This is a genomic window from Methylobacterium sp. WL119 (assembly GCF_008039875.1).
Classification (GTDB): domain Bacteria; phylum Pseudomonadota; class Alphaproteobacteria; order Rhizobiales; family Beijerinckiaceae; genus Methylobacterium.
Genome location: NZ_VRUU01000002.1, coordinates 1 through 18572 on the forward strand (window position 1 = coordinate 1; position 18572 = coordinate 18572).

The window sequence follows — 18572 nt, forward strand, 5'->3', positions numbered from 1 at the left end:
CGGTGCGCGAGATGGTGCGCCACGTCTGCGCCCGCACCGGGCTGACCCGCAACCAGGCCTACATGCTGTGCTCGCTCGCCGGAAACCTGCGCATCACCCAGACGGTCGACGGCAACAAGGGCGTCCACATGCTCATGCCCAAGACCGCCCTGTGAGCGTTGCCCGGTGCGCGCGCCGGCGCCGATCGATAAACCCGGTCAGCGCCCGGGCGTGGGCGTGGCGTCGCCGCGCGGGCGCATCATGTCGATGAAGGCCTCCAGCACGTTGGCGTAGTCGTCCGTCCAGGGCCGCCGCGTCATGTCGGGGACGACGGGCGTCCAGCCGAGCCGCGCGGCCTCCCGCCGGATCGCCGCATCGCGCGTTGCGATCACCACCATCGCCGGAGCGCGGAAACGCCGTTCGATCGGCTCGACGATCGGGTCGATGCGCTGGAGAAGCGCGAGGCCCTGTTCCGCCGCGGCACGGGCGAGCGCCGGCCGCAGGTCGAAATGCTGGTTGGAGATGTGGAGCGCCAGAACCCCCTGCGCGTCGAGGCGGTCGCGGTAGAGCGCCAGGGCCTCGCCGGTGAGCAGGTGCATCGGGATCGCGTCCGAGGAGAACGCGTCGACGATCAGCACGCGGGTCGGCTCGGTCGCGCGGACCAGGGTCAGGCGGGCGTCGCCCTGGACGATGCGGGCCGACGGCGCGCAGGCGGAGAGGAAGCGGAACAGGCTCGGATCGTGCGCGATCGTGACGACCACCGGATCGATCTCGTAGAATGTCCAGGCTTCCCCGGCCCGCGCCTGGCAGGCGAGGCTGCCGGCCCCGAGCCCGACCACCGAGACCCGCGGCACCGGCCCGTAGGCGCGGCGGGCGACCTCGAGGACGTCGGCGATGGCGTTGCCGGTGGCGTAGTAGGTCGTCGGCTCCGGCGGCCCGAGAACCGGGCTGCCGTCGTCCTCGCGGATGCGCATGGCGCCGTGCAGGGTCGTGCCGTGCGAGAGCAGGCGGAAGCGTCCCTGCGGATCGGTCTCGATGCGGTGGACCCCGAAGAAGCTGCGGCGGCTCTCGATGTCCTGGATCGTCAGATGCGGCATCGCCAGCACCAGCCCGCAGAACAGGGCGGCAAAGCCGAAGGCCGCCTGCGGTGCGCGCCAGTTCAGCAGCAGGACTGTCATCATCGCGCCCGCTGCAGCGCGCGGCGCCGCGTCGGGAGCGTAGCGAACGAGGATGGCGAGCCCGACCAGCCCGGCAAGCGTCCCGACAAGGCGACGCATCGCCACGATGCCGACGGGGCGGACGCGGACGAAGACGCCGGGACGGCAGGCGAGCGCCGCCACCAGCAGGATCGGATATTCGGCGATCGTCGCAAACAGCCGCGGCGCGACCAGCGCTGCGAACAGGCCACCGAGCATCCCGCCGAGCGAGGTGCAGAGATAGAACTCGGTCAGCCGGCCCGGCTCGGGGCGCAGGCAGAAGACGGCGCGGTGGGCGACGAGGCCGGCGACGAAGCAGAGGCCGAGGCTGAGCGGCAGGTCGACGGCGAAGGGCAGCCGGCCGACCACGGCCGCGCCGAGGGCGATCGCGGTCCCCCAAGCCTGCGCGGCGGCCAGGGGACGGTCCGGCCAGGACGCGAGCGGGCGGAAGGCGATCACGAAGGTCAGGAGGTATAGCGCCAGCGGCAGCACCCACATCAGCGGGATGGCGGCCACATCCGTGGTGATGTGCGCCGTCACGGCGACGAGCAGGCCGGAGGGGACGGCCGACAGGCCGATCCAGGCGCCGCGCCGCGCCAGGCTCGGAGCCGCGTGCGCCGTGCCGGTCGTCCGCGCCGGCGCGACGATCCCGTGCGCGCCGCCTCGGCCGACGACCGTGAGCGCGCAGGCCGCGACCGCGGCCGCGGCCAGGGCATAGCCGGCGGACCACAGCCTGGTCTGCTCGGCGAGCCCGAGGATCGGCTCGATCGCCAGCGGATAGGCGAGCAGGGCGGAGAACGAGCCGAGATTGGAGGCGCGGTAGAGGAAGTACGGATCCTGTGCCCGATCGTTGCCGGACCGGGCGAACCACGCCTGCAGCAGCGGAGCGCTCGCCGACAGGGCGAAGAACGGCGCGCCGATCGAGGCCAGGAACAGGCCGACGAGCCAGACGGCCTCGTCGCCGCCTTGCGCCGCGGCGTCCAGCGAGACGGTGATCGGCAGGAACGCCGCCCCGCCGAGCAGCACGAGACCGTGCACCGCGACCGAGGCACGCAGCGAAAGCCAGCGCGTCGTCGCATGCGCGTAGGCGTAGCCCGCGAGCAGCAGCCCCTGGAACACCACCGTCGCGACCGACCACACCGCGGGCGTGCCGCCGAGGACGGGAAGGACGCGCTTGGTGAAGATCGGCTGCAGGACGAAGAGCAGGAACGCCGCCAGGAGCAGCGTACCTGCGAACACGAGGGTCTGGACGAGGTCGCGGCCGATCGCTGCCGTCCGGCCGGCCGGGTCGACGCCGATCGGTTCGGCTTTGCTGGCGGTCATGGTTCGCAATCCCCCACCCGAGGCGGCGAGGCGCGAAGGTTAGCCGAGCGGCATTAACCGTCCCTCATCGACCGGTCACCATCTTCATGACTCAAGAGAGATAATGTGCGGGTCCGTAGCCCTGATCGGCCGTGCCGCGATGCGAGCAGAAAAAACCCGGGTCATTCCCACTCGATCGTGCCGGGCGGCTTCGAGGTGATGTCGTAGGTGACGCGGTTGATGCCCTTGACCTCGTTGATGATCCGGGTCGCGACCCGGCCGAGGAAGGCCATGTCGAACGGGTAGAAGTCGGCCGTCATGCCGTCGACCGAGGTGACGGCGCGCAGCGCGCAGACGTGGTCGTAGGTGCGCCCGTCGCCCATCACGCCGACGGTCTTGACCGGCAGGATCACCGCGAAGGCCTGCCAGATCGTGTCGTAGAGGCCGGCCCGGCGGATCTCGTCGAGGTAGATCGCATCGGCCTTGCGCAGGGCCTCCAGCTTCTCCGGCGTGATCGTGCCGGGACAGCGGATCGCGAGCCCGGGCCCCGGGAACGGATGGCGGCCGACGAAGGCGTCGGGCAGGCCGAGCTCGCGCCCGAGCACGCGGACCTCGTCCTTGAACAGCTCGCGCAGCGGCTCGACGAGCTTCATGTTCATGCGCGCCGGCAGGCCGCCGACGTTGTGGTGGCTCTTGATCGTCACCGAGGGGCCGCCGGAGAACGACACGCTCTCGATCACGTCCGGGTAGAGCGTGCCCTGGGCCAAGAAGGCCGCGCCGCCGATCTTCTTCGATTCCGCGTCGAACACGTCGATGAACAGGCGGCCGATGGTCTTGCGCTTCTCCTCGGGGTCGCTGACGCCGGTGAGGGCGTCGAGGAACAGGTCCTGCGCCTGCACGTGGACGAGCGGGATGTTGTAGTGGTCGCGGAACAGCCGCACGACCTCCTCGGCCTCGCCCATGCGCAGCAGCCCGTGGTCGACGAAGACGCAGGTGAGCTGATCGCCGATCGCCTCGTGCAGCAGCACGGCCGCCACCGACGAATCGACACCGCCCGAGAGGCCGCAGATCACCTTCTCGGATCCGACCTGCTCGCGGATCTTGGCGATCGCCTCGGCGCGGTAGGCGCCCATGGTCCAGTCGCCCGAGCAGCCGGCGATGTCGCGCACGAAGTTGCGGATCAGCAGGGCGCCGTGCGGCGTGTGCGCCACCTCCGGGTGGAACTGCACCGCGTAGTAGTTGCGGGCCTCGTCGGCCACCGCCGCGAAGGGGGCGTTCTTCGAGATCGCCACGGTGGTGAAGCCGTCGGGCAGCTTGGTGACCCGGTCGCCGTGGCTCATCCAGACGGGGTAATGCTCGCCGACGTGCCAGACCCCCTTGAACAGGGGGCATTCCGAGATGATCTCGATCTCGGCGCGGCCGAACTCGGCATGGTGGCCGCCCTCGACCTCGCCGCCGAGCTGGGCCGCCATCGTCTGCTGGCCGTAGCAGATGCCGAAGACCGGGACGCCCGAATCGAACACCACCTGCGGGGTTCGCGGCGAGGCGTCGCTCGTCACCGATTCGGGGCCGCCCGACAGGATCACGCCCTTCGGCCGCGTCTCGGCGAAGGCCTCCGCCGCCTTGGTGAACGGCACGATCTCGCAATAGACCCCCTCCTCCCGGACGCGCCGGGCGATGAGCTGGGTCACCTGCGAGCCGAAATCGACGATCAGGATCTTGTCGTGGTCGGTGTTCATGCTTCTCGCGTTAGACGAGGCGATTGCGCCGTGCAACGCAGCCGTCGCATGCGGGCCGCGCGCGCCTGTTCACGACGCGCATGGGCACGGGATTCCCCCTCGGCGCACGGGCGGAGGCGCGAGCGCGCGGTGACCATCACGTCGCCAGGAACCCGCGCACGCGAAGCCAGGCGAGGAACAGGTTCGGCCACGCCGCCACCGGCGTGCCGGGCGGCCCGAGCCCGAAACCGTGGCCGCCGCGCTCGAACAGGTGCATCTCGGCCGGTATCTTCGCCTTGCGCAGGGCGGTGAACATCAGGAGCACGTGGTCGCAGACCGCGATCGGATCGTCCATCGCCTGCGCCATGAACATCGGCGGCGTGTCGGCGCGGACCTGCACGTCGACCGAGTAGGTCCGCATCTCGACCTCGGTGACCTCGTCGCCGACGAGCACGCGGCGGGTGGAGGTGCCGTCGAACGGCGCCTTCATGGTGATGACGGGATAGAGCAGCCCGGCGAGCGCCGGGCGGTACGGCAGGGCGTCGTGCGCGTCGACCGGCGGGTAGAGGTTCTGGTTGCCGACCGCGGTCTCGCCCATCAGGTGCCCGCCGGCCGAGAAGCCCAGCACCCCGACGCGGGCGGGATCGATGCCGAGCTCGGTCGATTGCGCCCGCACCAGCCGCACCGAGCGCTGCGCGTCCTGCCGCGGCGCATCGGGGCCGTTGTCCCAGCCCTCGCCGGGCAACCGGTAGATCAGCAGGAACACGGTGATGCCGGCCGCCGTCAGCATCTGGCCGACGGGCACGCCCTCGTTGCCGATGTCGATGAAGCGGTAGCCGCCGCCGGCCGCGACGATCATCGCCGATCCGTTCGGCTTGTCCGGCCGGATCACCAGCAGGCAGGGGCGCTCGACCTTGGTGATGACGCCGCGCGCCGTCTCGTCGAAGCGGTAGCCGTTCGGATCCGGACCCTCGCCGCCGCCCGGCGGATCGCCCGGCCAGAGATCGATGACCTGGAGCTGCGCGCCGGGTGCCGTCCGCGGCAGGGCCGGGACCAGCTCGCCCGGCGGGTTGGGCGGGGCTTGGGCATGCGCGGCGCCCTGCCCCGCCATCGCGGCCGCGGTCGCAGCCAGGAGCGTTCTCCGGTCCAGGCCCATCGGTCTCCTGCGGTGTCTTCGGAATCGCTCGGACAACGCCGGCTGGACGGAGCGGTTGCGATCCTCAGCCGGCTCGCGCCAGGGTCGCGACGTAGAACCCGTCCGTGCCGGTTCGCGCCGGGCTCATCTGCAGCCCATGCGCGGTGAAGCGCAGCGTCTCCGCCAAGCCCGGGGCATGGGCCTCGGCGACGTCGCGTGCCGGCACGACCGCGAAGGCCCCGGCGCCGCGCGCGAGGAAGCCGGCCACCGCGTCGTCGTTCTCCGCCGGCAGGAGCGAGCAGGTGACGTAGGTGATGCGGCCGCCGGGCCGCACCAGACGGCCGGCGCGGTCGAGCACCGTCGCCTGCTCGGCGACCCGCGCGGCAAGGCTGTTCGGGCGCAGGCGCCACTTCGCGTCGGGGTTGCGGCGCCAGGTGCCGGTGCCGGTGCAGGGCGCGTCCACCAGCACGCGGTCGGCCTGTCCGTCGAGGTCGGCGAGCACGTCCGTGCGCACCCGGCCGCCGCGGGGCGTGCGCACCTCCGCGTTCGCGCCGGAGCGCCTCAGGCGCTCGTGGATCGGCGCGAGGCGGCGCGGGTCGTCGTCGGTGGCGATCAGGCGACCGCCGTTCCCGGTCACTGCCGCCAGCGCCAGGGTCTTGCCGCCGCCGCCGGCGCAAAGGTCGACGATCGTCTCAGCCTCGCCGGCGCCCGTCAGCATGGCGGCGAGCTGCGAGCCCTCGTCCTGGATCTCGTACCAGCCGTCGAGGAATTCCGGCTCGACATGCAGCGCCGGCCCGCGCCCGTCCGCGCCGATCGGGACGCGCAGGCCCATCGGCGCGTGCGGCGTCGGCGCGGCCGCATGGTGGGCGAGTCCCGGCATCGCCGCCGCGCGGTCGCCCTTGAGGGCGTTGACGCGGATGTCGAGGGGCGCACGGCGGGAGAGCGCCTTCAGTTCCGGCAGGAGATCGGCGCCGAGGATCGCCTCCAGCTGCGGCAGCACCCATTCGGGGACGTCGCCCGCGACGTGTGGCGGCGCGTCGGCGAGGTTTCCCTCGGCCAAGCGCCGTGCCTCGTCGTCGTTGAGCTTCTTCGGCGCGAAACCCTCGCCGCTGAACAGCGCCGCGATCGAGGGGGCGGCGAGACCCTGCTGCAGCCGCAGCGACCCGAGCAGCACCGCGCGCGGGCTGTCGTCGCCCATGATCCAGGCGGCCGAGGACCGTCGCCGCAGGGCGTCGTAGACGAGGCTGGCGATGCCGCCGCGGTCGCCCGATCCGGCGAAGCGGTGGCTCAGGCCCCAATCCTTGAGGGCGTCGGCGGCCGGTCGGCGACGACCGGCGATGTCGGCGAGCACCTCGATGGCGGCGGCGCAGCGGGCGGCTGGAGTCAGGACGGTCTCCTTTGGCGGATGAAGGCGTGTCGCGAGCGCGATAGACCCGCAGCGCCCCGCCTGTCGAAGGAAATCCGCGTGGCCACGATACGGCCACGCTTAACCCGCGCCGCGGACACGATACGGCCGAGCTTCCGGCACGATCGGCGCTCAGACCTGCAGGCTCCGACGGAACCCGCCGTCGCGAAGGCCGGAAGAACCCATGTCGCCCGTGATCCACCTCAGCCTCGCCGGCATCGTGATGCTGGCGGTCGCCGCCTGCTCCACCGCACCGGCCGCTCCCGACCTGACGCCGCCGCCGCGGCGCCCGCTCGATGCCAAGACGCAGCTCGAATACGGCAACCCGCCCCCGCCTCCCGGCCCGCGCTACTGAAGGATATCCGGATCTCGGCCCGCGCGGGCCGAGATCTCAGGCCGCCTGTTCGCGGGCGCGGCGGCGCTCATAGGTCTTGAGGCCGGTGAAGACCCGCTCGAGATGCGGCAGCACGGTGTCCGGCGTGACCGAGCGCCCGCGGGCGATCAGGTCGCCGACGACGTGGTCGGCCTCGATCCGGCCCCTGCCCTCGATGTCGCGCAGCATCGAGGCGGTGAGCGGCGCGCCTTCCGTGGTCAGCATGGTCCGGGCCTGGGCCGCCACCTTCTCGCGCGGCGCGAATCCGTTCGCCGCGGCGATGGCGAGGCATTCGTCGTGCAGGCCGGCGATGAAGTCGCGGCCGCCCTCGGCCCCGACGATGTCGCCGACGGTGCCGCGCATCAGGGTGGTCGCGCCGGCCAGCGTGGCGAGGAACACCCACTTCTCCCACATCTCCAGCACGATCCTGTCGGACAGGCGCGGCTGGAACTTCACGTCCCGCATCAGCGTCTCGATCGCGTCGCAGCGCTCGGATCGGGAGCCGTCGCGCTCGCCGAAGGTCAGCGTGCAGAAGTCGCTCATGTGGCGGATTGCGCCCTCAGGCCCCAGCGTCGCCGCGATGGCGCAGGAGCCGCCGAGCACGCTGGCCGCGCCGAAGCGCGCGTCCAGCGCGTCGAGATGCGCCATCCCGTTGAGGATCGGCAGGATGGCGGTGCCTTCCCCCACCGCCGGCGCGAGGTCGTCGAGGGCGCCGGCGAGGTCGTAGGCCTTGCACGAGAGCAGGACGAGGTCGAAGCCGCCGGCCGCGGGCAGCGCGGCCGCCGTGACGGTCTTGGGCGCGGCGAGATGCAGGTCGCCGAGCTTGCTTTCCACGACGAGCCCGTTCGCCGCGAGCTTGTCCGCGCGCGCCGGGCGGACGAGGAAGGTCACGTCGCGCCCGGCCTCCGCGAGCCGCGCCCCGTAATAGCCGCCGGTCGCCCCGGCCCCGACCACCAGCACCCGCATCGTCGCTCTCCGAAACACCGTTTCCCGCCGGACCCGCCCGTGACGCCGCCCCGCCTCAGGTGCGCGAGGGGTAGTTCGGGCTCTCGCGGGTGATCGTCACGTCGTGGACGTGGCTCTCGCGCAGGCCGGCATTGGTGATGCGGATGAACTGCGCGCGCTCCTGGAACTCCGGCACGCTCGGGGCGCCGACATAGCCCATGGCGGCGCGCAGGCCGCCGGCGAGCTGGTGCAGGACGGCCGCCACCGGGCCCTTGTACGGCACCTGCCCCTCGATGCCCTCGGGCACGAGCTTGTGGGTGTCGTTGACCTCGGCCTGGAAGTAGCGGTCGGCCGAGCCGCGGGCCATCGCGCCGACCGAGCCCATGCCGCGGTAGCTCTTGTAGGAGCGGCCCTGGTACAGGAACACCTCACCGGGGGCCTCGTCCGTGCCGGCGAGCAGCGAGCCGAGCATCGCCACCGAGGCGCCGGCGGCGATCGCCTTGGCGAGGTCGCCGGAATACTTGATGCCGCCGTCGGCGATCACCGGGATGCCGGCGTCGTGAGCGGCCTCGACCGCCTCCATGATCGCGGTGAGCTGCGGCACGCCGACGCCGGCGACGATGCGGGTGGTGCAGATCGAGCCCGGCCCGATGCCGACCTTCACCGCGTCCGCGCCCGCGTCGATCAGCGCCTGCGTGCCCTCGCGGGTCGCGACGTTGCCGGCGATGACCTGCACGGCGTTGGAGAGCTGCTTCACCCGGCGCACGCTGTCGAGCACCTTGATCGAGTGGCCGTGCGCGGTGTCGACCACGATCACGTCGCAGCCGGCATCGATCAGGCGCTCGGCCCGCTCGAAGCCCTGGTCGCCGGTGGTGGTGGCCGCCGCGACCCGCAGCCGGCCCTGCTCGTCCTTGACCGCCTTCGGGTAGGTGACCTGCTTCTCGATGTCCTTGACCGTGATCAGGCCGATGCAGCGGAAGTGATCGTCGACCACGAGCAGCTTTTCGATCCGGAACTGGTGCAGGAGGTGCTTGGCCTCGTCCTGCGTCACGCCCTCGCGCACCGTGATCAGCCGGTCGCGGGTCATCAGCTCGGAGACGGGCTGGGCCGGATGCGTCGCGAAGCGCACGTCGCGGTTGGTGAGGATGCCGACGAGCTTGCCGCGCGAGCCGTTCGGGCCGCGCTCGACCACCGGGATGCCGGAGATGCGGTTGGCCTTCATCACCTCGAAGGCGTCGGCCAGGGTCTCGTCGGGATGGATGGTGATCGGGTTGAGCACCATGCCCGACTCGTACTTCTTGACGAGGCGGACCTGCTCGGCCTGCTCCGCCGGCTCGAGGTTGCGGTGGATGACGCCGAGGCCGCCGTTCTGGGCCATGGCGATCGCCATCGGCGCCTCGGTGACGGTGTCCATCGCCGAGGCGACGATCGGCAGGTTCAGGCTGATGGTGCGCGTCAGCTGCGTCGCGACGTTGACCTCGGTCGGCATCACCGACGAGGCGGCCGGACGCAGGAGGACGTCGTCGAAGGTCAGGCCCTCGATGATCGAAGCGGAGCTGATACGGGCCATGAGCCAACGGTCCTGAAGGGCTGCCGGGCCGACGCGAGATCGGGTTCGGCATGGAGCGGGTTGGCACGGGCCAGTATCATGCGGTGGGGTGCCCGCAAAGGCGGCAACCCGGCGCGGCACGGGATAAACCCCGCGTGGGCCGGTTGCGTCCGCCGCATGGCGTCCGCGACCGCCCTTCCCGCCTCAGCGGACGCGCGGCCCCTTGTCGGAATAGTCCGGCGGCAGGCCGATGTAGTCGGTGAGGATCCCATCGAGGCCGGGCGCCCGGCCGAACGCCTCGCAATCGGGGTCGAGGGGCGCCTCGCCGAGCGTGGTCACCCGGATGCGGTTCCAGTTCGGCAGGGTCAGCGGCGCCTTGAACGGGTCCTCGCCGGTGGCGAGGTAGAACCCGAAATCCTGGCCGAAATCGCCGGCGAGATCGTAGGCGTCGCTGATGTGCGAGTAGCGCGGCTGGCTCGTGAACGAGTTGGCCGCCCCGCCCCAGACCATCGCCGCCCGCTGCTCGTGGCGGCGGTCGAGCGCCTCGGCTTCGACGGTGAGGCTTCCGAGCCCGATCGGCACCCGCGGGATCGGGATGCGCCCGAGGCCCTCGGCGAAGCCGATGCCGACCTGGCCGGCGACGGTGACGGCGGCGGAGGTGCCGATGGTGGCGCCGGCGCCGATCAGGTTGGTCGGGTCGACGCGGGTCACCTGGGCGCGCACGGTCAGGTCGGCGCTGCGGCTCGACACCACGTCGTAGCGCAGCGACAGCTCGTAGCAGAGCGCGCGGTCGGCGTTGTTGGCGACCAGCCTGCGCTCCGCATCGCTGATGCCGACCGCACCGGAGACGTTGGCCGGGAACTGCGTCGGGATGATCCGGACGGTCCTGGTCCGGGCGAGCGCGTCGGCGTCGGCGTAGAGGCGCGCCGTGGTCGAGGCCTCGGTGCTGGCCCGGAGTCGGTCGTAGCGGCTGAGCGAGCCGACATCGTTGAGGAGCACGGTGCCACAGGCGCCGAGGACGAACATCACCGCGGAGGCGGCGACGAGCCGCGGCAGCGATCGGGGCAGTGTCGACGGACGAAGCATCCTGTCACTTTCGCGGGTGTCGCCGCGTCGTCCCGGGCGCCGCCGCCGAGGAGCGGGGCGCCGCGCGGGGACACGGCATCGTTACCGTAAAGCTTAAGGCCGATCCGGCCTGCTCGGAAGGGTTGCGGCGCGGTTCAGCCATGTTCGGAAACAAAGCGTGGCCGATCCGCCACGGATCGACCGGGCGCACATCCCGTGTCAAGCGCTGCGCCGCACGCCCGGCCGTCGCCACGATGCCGGGTGCCCCGAACGCTTGCCCGGCCCGATGCGCGCATCCCAGATCGTCCCCCTCGTCGTCGCCACCGCCCTGTTCATGGAGAACACCGACTCGACGGTGATCGCCACGGCGCTGCCGACCATCGCTCAGAGCCTCGGCGAGGACCCGATCGCCCTGAAGCTCGCGCTGACCGCCTACCTCGTCAGCCTGGCGATCTTCATCCCCATCAGCGGCTGGATGGCCGACCGCTACGGATCGCGCACGGTGTTCCGCGCGGCGATCGCGGTGTTCATGGCGGGCTCCGTCGCCTGCGCCGTCTCGAGCGGGCTCGCCGGCTTCGTCGGCGCCCGGTTCCTGCAGGGCTTGGGGGGCGCGATGATGGTGCCCGTCGGCCGCCTGGTGATCCTGCGCAGCGTGCCGAAGGCCGAGCTCGTCTCGGCGCTGGCCTACCTGACGATCCCGGCGCTGATCGGCCCGATCATGGGGCCGCCGCTCGGCGGCCTGATCACCACCTATCTCGACTGGCGCTGGATCTTCTTCATCAACATTCCGATCGGCGTCGTCGGGATCGTGCTCGCGACCCTGTTCTTCGAGGACGTGCGCGAGCCCGAGCGCCCGCCGCTCGATCTCGTCGGCTTCGCCATGCTCGGGCCGGGGCTCGCCGCGCTGATGCTGGGGCTGGCCTCGACCGGCCGCCACCTGCTGCCGGCCTGGATGTCCTGGGCGAGCCTCGGCGGCGGCGCGGTGCTGCTCGCGCTCTACTTCCGGCACTCGCGGCGCATGGCGCATCCGATCCTGCGCCTCGACCTCATGCGTCATCCGACCTTCCGCATCGCGGTGGTCGGCGGCAGCCTGTTCCGCATCGGCACCGGCGCGATCCCGTTCCTGCTGCCGCTGATGCTCCAGGTCGGCTTCGGGCTCGATCCGCTGCAATCGGGTCTGATCACCTTCGCCGCGGCGGCCGGCGCGATGTTCGTGAAGACGATCGGCCCGCGGATCCTGCGCCGCTACGGCTTCCGACCGGTGATGGTGGCGAACGCCGTCCTCGCCGCGCTCTTCCTCGCGGTGAACGGCCTCTACACCGCCGACACCCCGCATTGGCTGATGCTCGGGATCCTATTCATCGGCGGCTGCCTGCGCTCGATCCAGTTCACCTGCGTGAACGCCATCGCCTACGCCGACCTCGAGAAGTCCGAGATGAGCGCGGGCACGAGCCTCGCCAGCGTCGCGCAGCAGATCTCCTTGAGCCTCGGCGTGACGCTCGGCGCCCTGGCGCTCGAAGGCGCCGCCGAATGGCATGGCCGCAGCGCGATCATGGCGGCGGATTTCGGCCCGGCCTTCTTCGCCGTCGCGCTGATCTCGGCGGTCTCGGTCTTCGCCTTCCGCCAGCTCGCGCCGGATGCGGGCGCCGAGGTCTCGGGCCGGATGATCGCGCGTGCCGCGCCCGCCGCCGCACCAGGCCGGCCATAGGTGCAGGCTCCCCTCCCACGGTCCGCTCGCGGAGGCTGCGCGTGAACGTCTCGATCCTGCAACCGCTGATCGCTCAGATCGGGCTGATCGTGGCGCTCTACGTCTGGCTGTCCGTGGCGCGCCTGCGCGCCGTGAGCCGCGGCGAGGTCGCGTACGACGCCTTCGTCCTCGGTCGCGACGAGCCGCGGCCGATCGCGCGGATCACCCGCAACCTCGCCAACCAGTTCGAGCTGCCGGTGCTGATGGTCGGCTGCGTCGCGCTTCTGGCAGCTTTCGGCGAGGTCGGGCGGTTCGACGTCGCCTGCGCCTGGCTGTTCGTCGCCGGCCGGGTCGTGCACACGGCGGTGCAGACCCTGACCGACGACGTGAAGCTGCGCGGACGCGTCTTCGGGATCAATTTCGTGGCGTTCCTCGGGATCGCCGGGCACCTCGGCCTGATCGCCCTGGGGTCGCGGTAGGCCGCTCGGAGCGCATGCTCCGGCGCGGCCGCCTCAGGCGGCCTTGGCCCGGCGCGGCCGGTTTGCGTTGGCGCTCGCCTTCGGGGCGCCCTTGGCGGCGGGCTTCGCTGCGGGCTTCGCCGCCGGGCGGCCGGTCGCGTCGGCGCGCCAGCCCTGCCAGCTCCAGGCGCCGGGTCCGGCGAGCGCGTAGATCAGGAAGCCGCCAGCGAGCCCGAGGTCGGCGAGCAGCAGCGTGCGCTCGGCCGCGGCCGCCGGGCCGGAGAACTGCCAGAAGGCGTGGAGCAGCATCGCCGTGAGGCCGGCGAACCCGGCGAGCGCGACGCCGGTGATCCGCGGCAGCACGCCGACGATCAGCGCGAGCGGCCCGAACACCTGCACGACGACGGCGAGCGTCGCCACCGCGTTCGGGGCCGGCACGCCGGCGCCGGCCAGCGTCAGCGCGAAACCGGAGACGTTGAGGGCGCGGGCGATGCCGGTCGGCAGCAGCGCGGCCGCCAGCAGAAGGCGCGCGGCGAGAAGCAGTCCGTCCTGGGCTCGGGCGATCACGCGTGGTCTCCGGTGGTCTGAGGCGAGGACGGCATCGTCGTCCGCACCGCTGAAGACCGGGTTAAGTCGCCCCCGCGCTCAACCGGAAACGCCGCCGCGGAACAGGCGTCCGCGCTCGGTCCACGCCACCACGAGGAGCGCGGCCGCGCCGAGCCCGGCATAGCCGAAGGCGATCGGCAGGGTCGTGCCGTCGAAGCACTGGCCGATCGCGAAGCCGCAGAGCGCGCCGAGGATCGTCGTGTAGAACCCGAGGAACGAGGAGGCCGTGCCGGCGATCGCGCCGAGCGGCTGCAGGGCGAGCGCGTTGAAGTTCGGCATCGCGAAGCTGATCAGGAACTGGTTGCCGGCGAGCACCGCGAGGAACAGCGCCAGCGGCGGGTGCCCGCCATAGGCGAGCCCGATCGCGACCTGCCCGAGCGCCACCGCGACGAAGGCCGTCAGCCCCGCATGCGACAGCGCCCGCATCCCGAGGCGGCCCACCACCCGGGCGTTGACCAGGGTCGCCGCGCCCATGGCGCCCGCGACCAGCCCGAAGGCCAGGGGGAACAGCGCGCCGAGGTGGTAGAGCCCGGTGTCGAACACCTGCTGGGCCGAGCCGACATAGCCCATGATGCAGCCGGTGAGCAGGCCGAGGGCGGTGGCGTAGCCGATCGCGACGCGACAGCCGAGCGTGGTCCGCAGGGCCTGCCCCGTCGCGGCGAAGGAGAGCGGCCGGCGGTATTCCGGATGCAGCGTCTCGGGCATGCGCGCTAGGAACCAGAGCGCGAGCAGCCCCGCGAGCGCGAGCATCGAGACGAAGACGTAGGTCCAAGAGCCGAGCGCGAGCATCGCCCCGCCGATCGCCGGCGCGATCATCGGCACGATCAGGAACACCATCATGGTGAAGGACATCACGCTCGCCATCTCGCGCCCGGCGAAGCGGTCGCGCACGATCGTGGTCGAGAGCACCCGGCCGCCGGCCGCGCCGAGCCCCTGGATCACGCGGGCGGCGAGCAGCCATCCGAACGACGGCGCGACCATCGCGAGCAGGGTTCCGGTGACGTAGACCAGCAGGCTGCCGATCAGCACGGGACGTCGCCCGAGGGCGTCGGAGACCGGGCCGTAGACGATCTGGGCCGAGCCGAAGCCGATCATGTAGACGTAGATCAGCCACTGCAGGTGGTTCGGGTCGACGACGCCGAAACGGGCCTGGATCGCCGGGAAGGCCGGCAGCAGGTTGTCGATCGAGATCGCGGTGACCGCCATCATCAGCGCGACGATCGCCACGAACTCGACGAAGCCCGGCCCGGTCCAGGGACGCGCGCGCGGGATCGCCTGGCCTTCGGGCGGATGGGGCCGGATCGGTGCTGTCACGGGAACGCCCTTGGCGGCGCGGGAACACCTCCGACGGGAAGGGCCGCACGGGCCGCCTCATCGGGGTGGTTCGCGGCGGGGATGTGGCCGGCGCATGCACGGGACGCCGAGGAGATCCCCCGCCGGCTGCTGGAACGGAAACGGCCTAGCTTCGTTGCATCGCCAACACTCGCTGCATACCCGGAGTTCCCGTGTCGACGCTCGTCCGCATCCTTCTCGCGATCTTCCTGCCGCCGATCGCCGTGCTCGTGACCAACGGCATCGGCCTGCAGTTCCTCCTCAATATCGTCCTAACGCTGATGTTCGGCCTGCCCGGCATGATCCACGCGCTCTGGCTGATGAACCGCGACCGCCCTCTGCTCTGAGCGGCATCGCCGAAACGAAGACAGCCGCCGGTCGCGCGACCGGCGGCTGTCTTCGTTCGACCGAGCGCGTCGCGATCGGTCAGGGCTTCTCGGGCTTGTCCGTCCGAAGCGCGGTCGTCGTCACCTTGCGCACTGGGCGCGGCGCGGCGTGAGCCACCTTGACGGTCTGCGCGGCGACCTTCACCGGCTCGGCGACGACCGCGTCCGCCGTCGGCGTCGCGGGTGTCGGCGTCGCGTCCTTGTCGAAGACCTTGCCGAGCAGCGTCCGGTAGGTGCTCGGATCGTCGTCAGCGCCGGCGACCGTGATCCGCGCCGGCTTGGCCTTCGCGGCTTCCTTGACCCCATCGTCGCTGGGGTCGGGCTGCTTGGCCATCAGCGTCCGCGTGCCGGGCTTCATCGCGTCGGGCTTGGCCGTGCCGGGCTTGCCCGCATCCGCCTTGCCGCCCTTGGCGAGGGCTGACGCCGCGGCCTTGGTCGGGATCGGCGCCTCGGGCGCGGCGGCGAGCATCACCGGACGGCCCTTGGCGTCGACCTCGATCTCGCGCGGGCCGGCAGCCAGGCTCTCCGGCCGGCTGACGTCGCCGAGGTTGTGTCGGCCGTAATCCTTGGCGCTGTAGGGCAGCTCGGTCTCGGTGCCGCCGAGGTTGGCGAAGGCGGTGGTCTGCTCGGCGCGGAACACCGGGTTGCCGCCGCCGTCGTCGTAGACCACCCGCGTCGCCGGCGTGCCCTTGGCGACGAGCTCGGCGATCTCCTGGTTGTCGTGGGTGCGCTTCTCGGCGACGAGCGGATCGACCTTCGGCGTGCACGAGCCGGCGGCGGCATCCGCGCCGCCGAATACGTACTTGGTGCCGCACACCCCGACCTTCGGCTCGTCGCGCAGGGCTTCGAAATAGTCGGCGCCTTCCTTGAGGTTGCGCCAAAACGGGGCGTTCGGGTCGTTCCGGTACTTGGCCATGTTTTGTGCCGTCATCCGGAACGGATACGACTGGAACTGGAACGCGCGCTGGCCGCCGGCGAAGGCCTCGCGCGCGACCGCGTAGATCTCCGACATCGATGCGTCTGTCATCGCGAAGCACCCGGCCGACGAGCAGGTGCCGTGGACCATCAGGTAGTTGCCGGTGCTGCCGTTCGCCCGGTCGTAGGCGTTCGGGAAACCGGTGTCGAAGGAAAGGTAGTAGGACGAGTTCGGGTTCATCTGGCCCGGGGTGATCGTGTAGAATCCCTCCGGCGCCTGGCGATCGCCCTGCTTGCGCTTGGGCCCGAGCTGGCCCGACCAACGGCAGATCGGATAGATCTTCAGGAGCCCGTAGCGACCGTCGGTCCCGCGCTTCCACACCTCCATCTCCGCTTCCTTCTTGTAGGCGCGGATCAGGATCGGGTCGCTCTGCTGCATCCCCTTGGTCTGCATCAGGGACAGGGTCTGGGGCGGGATCGGCGTGAGCGAGCGCGTCGAGGCGCCGTTGATCATCCCGTCCTGGCAGCCGCCGAGGGACAGGGCGGCCGCGACGGCCACGGGCGCGATCAGGCGGGACGCTCTGTGGAGACTTGCAACGGCGAACCGGCGCACAGCCATGGGGGAACCTCGTCCTCGAACACACCGCGCGCGGGCCTTGTCGGCAGCCGTCGTGCGTCACTCCCCCACTCTCTAGCTTTGGTAAGCTTACGCCTCCGTTACCGCAAGGATCCGCCCCCCGCCCCACTCGGCGCCACCGGCCCCGATGTGGATCACGGGGACGGGCGCAGGGTGCGCCGCGACTCCGCCGCGATCAGGTCGACGAGGAACGCGTCGTCGACCGGATCGGCCAGGCGCAAACCGACTGATGCGGAAGGGGTTTCCACCGTCAGCCAGCGCAGGTCGGGGCGCGTCGGCTCGGCCGCCACGACGCGCCTCGCGGGGCTTCCCGGCACGTGCTGCAAAAAGGTTAAATGGTTCCCCGATCCTCGCTGTGCCAAAATGTCACAAATGCCGTAGGCGACCTCGGGCGGCGTGTGGAGGTGGGTCAACAGCCAGAATTGGTTCTCGGCGACGGGGTTCGACAGCGCGATCCGCAGGCGGCGGACCCCTTCGGCGAGGAAGCGGTAGTCGGCCTCGTCCGAGGCCGGGTCGTGGTGGTTGAAGACGCATGCGAGCCCGTAGCGCTCGCGATACAGCCGGTGGCGCCCGCGCCAGATGCCCTCGCCCTGCCGCTCGTCCAGGGGGATGGTCTCGAGCTGCGATCGATCCAGGAGCGCGGCGAAGTCGTCGGCGAGGCAGTCGCGAACCATCCCCGGCATGGTGAAGATCCAGTCGAACGGCCCCGACCAGGTACGCAACCCGAGCGTCTTCAGCACGTGCGCCATCTGGCAATGGGCGCCCAGGGAGACGTGGTTGACCGGGCCGGGCTCGCGCTCGCTGCCGAGCAGGCCGCCGAGCCTGCGTCCGAGCCCGCGCAGGAAGCCGGTGCCGTAGGGGCCGCCGGGTTCCGGCCGGCTCACAGGCGCCGGCCGATCTCGAGGAACTTGCGGGCGCGGCGGTCGCGGATCTCGTCGGGGGCCACGCCGTCGAACTCGGCCAGCGCGCCGGCCAGGGCGTCGCCCGCCGCGGCGATGGCGCCGGCGCGGTCGCGGTGGGCGCCGCCGGTCGCCTCGGGGACGATGGTGTCGATGATGCCGAGCCGCATCAGGTCCTGCGCGGTGATCTTCATGGCGGTGGCGGCGTCGGGCGCACGGCCCTGGTCGCGCCACAGGATCGAGGCCGCGCCCTCGGGCGAGATCACGCCGTAGATCGCGTGCTCCATCATCAGGACGCGGTTGGCGGTGGCGAGCGCGATGGCGCCGCCCGACCCGCCCTCCCCGATCACCAGCGCGACGTTCGCCACGCCGAGGCCGAGGCAGGCCTCCGTCGAGCGGGCGATGGCCTCGGCTTGGCCGCGCTCCTCGGCCTCGATGCCGGGGAAGGCGCCGGCGGTGTCGACGAAGGCCAGAACCGGCAGCCCGAAGCGGTCGGCGAGCTCCATCAGGCGCACCGCCTTGCGGTAGCCTTCCGGGCGGGCCATCCCGAAATTGTGCCGCAGGCGCGTCTCGGTGGTCGCGCACTTCTCCTGGCCGAGCACGCAGACCGGCCGGCCGCGGAAGCGACCCATGCCGCCGACGATCGCCGCGTCCTCGCCGAAGCCGCGGTCGCCGGCCATCGGCGTGAAATCCTCGATCAGCCCGGTGCAGTAGTCGACGAAGTGCGGCCGCTGCGGATGCCGGGCGACCTGGGTCTTCTGCCAGGGGGTGAGGTTGGCGTAGATCTCGGCCAGCGCCTGCGCCGCCTTCGCCTCCAGCCGCCCGACCTCCTCGCTGATCGCGACGGCGCCGTCGCGGGCGCCGACGGCGCGGAGTTCCTCCAGCTTCGCCTCAAGCTCGGCCACGGGCTTCTCGAAATCGAGGTAGGAGCGCATCGCCGCCATCGTCGTCACAGTACTCCCATCCGAAGGCCGGTGCGGCTGCG

At 71.6% G+C, this 18572-nt stretch carries 16 protein-coding genes and 1 pseudogene; 5 read left to right on the forward strand and 12 right to left on the reverse strand.

Annotated elements, in window-relative coordinates:
- Positions 1-155, forward strand: a pseudogene (locus FV227_RS29590) (amidase); the annotation flags it as partial.
- 42 nt (positions 156-197) lie between these two features.
- Here FV227_RS29590 and FV227_RS01150 read toward each other — a convergent pair.
- The 4 genes from FV227_RS01150 to FV227_RS01165 form a co-directional block, all read right to left on the reverse strand.
- Positions 198-2498: a fused MFS/spermidine synthase gene (locus FV227_RS01150; RefSeq protein ID WP_147858143.1), complete on the reverse strand. Its 2301-nt coding sequence runs from the start codon at positions 2496-2498 to the stop codon at positions 198-200.
- A gap of 161 nt (positions 2499-2659) precedes the next feature.
- Positions 2660-4216 (reverse strand): glutamine-hydrolyzing GMP synthase, encoded by a 1557-nt coding sequence (guaA, locus tag FV227_RS01155; RefSeq protein WP_147728849.1) that lies wholly within the window; start codon positions 4214-4216, stop codon positions 2660-2662.
- A gap of 136 nt (positions 4217-4352) precedes the next feature.
- Entirely contained in the window at positions 4353-5351 is a 999-nt protein-coding gene (locus FV227_RS01160; protein WP_147728848.1) for an alpha/beta hydrolase, read from the reverse strand.
- Between the two features lie 64 nt (positions 5352-5415).
- The gene (locus FV227_RS01165) at positions 5416-6717 is read right to left on the reverse strand and encodes an RsmB/NOP family class I SAM-dependent RNA methyltransferase (RefSeq protein ID WP_147858144.1); all 1302 of its coding nucleotides are present in this window, start codon (positions 6715-6717) and stop codon (positions 5416-5418) included.
- Between the two features lie 202 nt (positions 6718-6919).
- On the opposite strand from FV227_RS01165, the gene FV227_RS28765 reads away from it, so the two are divergent.
- Positions 6920-7090, forward strand: a complete 171-nt coding sequence (locus tag FV227_RS28765; protein WP_187274644.1) for a hypothetical protein — start codon at positions 6920-6922, stop codon at positions 7088-7090.
- Positions 7091-7126: 36 nt separating this feature from the next.
- Here the strand turns inward: FV227_RS28765 and panE are convergent, their stop codons facing one another.
- The 3 genes from panE to FV227_RS01180 all read right to left on the reverse strand — a co-directional run bounded on the left by panE (position 7127) and on the right by FV227_RS01180 (position 10688).
- A complete protein-coding gene (gene panE / locus FV227_RS01170; protein WP_147728109.1) occupies positions 7127-8074 on the reverse strand; it encodes a 2-dehydropantoate 2-reductase in 948 nt (315 codons plus the stop codon).
- Between the two features lie 55 nt (positions 8075-8129).
- On the reverse strand, positions 8130-9623 hold the full coding sequence (guaB, locus tag FV227_RS01175; protein WP_147728108.1) for an IMP dehydrogenase: 1494 nt from the start codon (positions 9621-9623) through the stop codon (positions 8130-8132).
- Between the two features lie 183 nt (positions 9624-9806).
- Complete coding sequence (locus FV227_RS01180; RefSeq protein WP_147728107.1) at positions 9807-10688, reverse strand: DUF3313 domain-containing protein; 882 nt, start codon at positions 10686-10688, stop codon at positions 9807-9809.
- A gap of 265 nt (positions 10689-10953) precedes the next feature.
- Between FV227_RS01180 and FV227_RS01185 the strand changes: the two genes are divergently transcribed.
- Entirely contained in the window at positions 10954-12375 is a 1422-nt protein-coding gene (locus FV227_RS01185) for an MFS transporter (protein ID WP_147728106.1), read from the forward strand.
- Between the two features lie 41 nt (positions 12376-12416).
- Positions 12417-12833, forward strand: coding sequence for an MAPEG family protein (locus tag FV227_RS01190; RefSeq protein ID WP_243933389.1), 417 nt, complete (start codon positions 12417-12419; stop codon positions 12831-12833).
- 33 nt (positions 12834-12866) lie between these two features.
- Here FV227_RS01190 and FV227_RS01195 read toward each other — a convergent pair whose 3' ends face one another.
- Positions 12867-13379, reverse strand: coding sequence for a DoxX family protein (locus FV227_RS01195; RefSeq protein ID WP_147858145.1), 513 nt, complete (start codon positions 13377-13379; stop codon positions 12867-12869).
- Between the two features lie 78 nt (positions 13380-13457).
- Positions 13458-14732, reverse strand: a complete 1275-nt coding sequence (locus tag FV227_RS01200; RefSeq protein WP_246686596.1) for a multidrug effflux MFS transporter — start codon at positions 14730-14732, stop codon at positions 13458-13460.
- 191 nt (positions 14733-14923) lie between these two features.
- Here FV227_RS01200 and FV227_RS01205 point away from each other — a divergent pair, with 191 nt between their 5' ends.
- Positions 14924-15097, forward strand: a complete 174-nt coding sequence (locus tag FV227_RS01205) for a YqaE/Pmp3 family membrane protein (RefSeq protein WP_147728777.1) — start codon at positions 14924-14926, stop codon at positions 15095-15097.
- Between the two features lie 79 nt (positions 15098-15176).
- Here the strand turns inward: FV227_RS01205 and FV227_RS01210 are convergent, their stop codons facing one another.
- The 3 genes from FV227_RS01210 to FV227_RS01220 all read right to left on the reverse strand — a co-directional run bounded on the left by FV227_RS01210 (position 15177) and on the right by FV227_RS01220 (position 18522).
- Positions 15177-16565 (reverse strand): murein L,D-transpeptidase family protein, encoded by a 1389-nt coding sequence (locus FV227_RS01210; RefSeq protein WP_246686597.1) that lies wholly within the window; start codon positions 16563-16565, stop codon positions 15177-15179.
- A 257-nt stretch (positions 16566-16822) separates the two neighbouring features.
- The gene (locus tag FV227_RS01215) at positions 16823-17572 is read right to left on the reverse strand and encodes a DUF1796 family putative cysteine peptidase (protein ID WP_147842764.1); all 750 of its coding nucleotides are present in this window, start codon (positions 17570-17572) and stop codon (positions 16823-16825) included.
- Positions 17569-18522 carry an acetyl-CoA carboxylase carboxyltransferase subunit alpha gene (locus FV227_RS01220; protein ID WP_187274649.1) on the reverse strand — a complete coding sequence of 318 codons (954 nt, stop codon included), beginning with the start codon at positions 18520-18522 and terminating at the stop codon, positions 17569-17571. Before FV227_RS01220 ends, FV227_RS01215 begins: the two co-directional genes overlap by 4 nt.
- Positions 18523-18572: the final 50 nt, after the last annotated feature.

Bases quoted from the DNA above. Each gene is read 5' to 3' on its own strand.
- FV227_RS01220 (WP_187274649.1), bottom strand. From the start codon at position 18,522: ATGCGCTCCTACCTCGATTTCGAGAAGCCCGTGGCCGAGCTTGAGGCG.
- FV227_RS01210 (WP_246686597.1), bottom strand. From the start codon at position 16,565: ATGATCAACGGCGCCTCGACGCGCTCGCTCACGCCGATCCCGCCCCAG.
- FV227_RS01160 (WP_147728848.1), bottom strand. From the start codon at position 5,351: ATGGGCCTGGACCGGAGAACGCTCCTGGCTGCGACCGCGGCCGCGATG.
- guaA (WP_147728849.1), bottom strand. From the start codon at position 4,216: ATGAACACCGACCACGACAAGATCCTGATCGTCGATTTCGGCTCGCAG.
- FV227_RS28765 (WP_187274644.1), top strand. From the start codon at position 6,920: ATGTCGCCCGTGATCCACCTCAGCCTCGCCGGCATCGTGATGCTGGCG.
- FV227_RS01150 (WP_147858143.1), bottom strand. From the start codon at position 2,498: ATGACCGCCAGCAAAGCCGAACCGATCGGCGTCGACCCGGCCGGCCGG.
- FV227_RS01185 (WP_147728106.1), top strand. From the start codon at position 10,954: ATGCGCGCATCCCAGATCGTCCCCCTCGTCGTCGCCACCGCCCTGTTC.
- FV227_RS01180 (WP_147728107.1), bottom strand. From the start codon at position 10,688: ATGCTTCGTCCGTCGACACTGCCCCGATCGCTGCCGCGGCTCGTCGCC.
- panE (WP_147728109.1), bottom strand. From the start codon at position 8,074: ATGCGGGTGCTGGTGGTCGGGGCCGGGGCGACCGGCGGCTATTACGGG.
- guaB (WP_147728108.1), bottom strand. From the start codon at position 9,623: ATGGCCCGTATCAGCTCCGCTTCGATCATCGAGGGCCTGACCTTCGAC.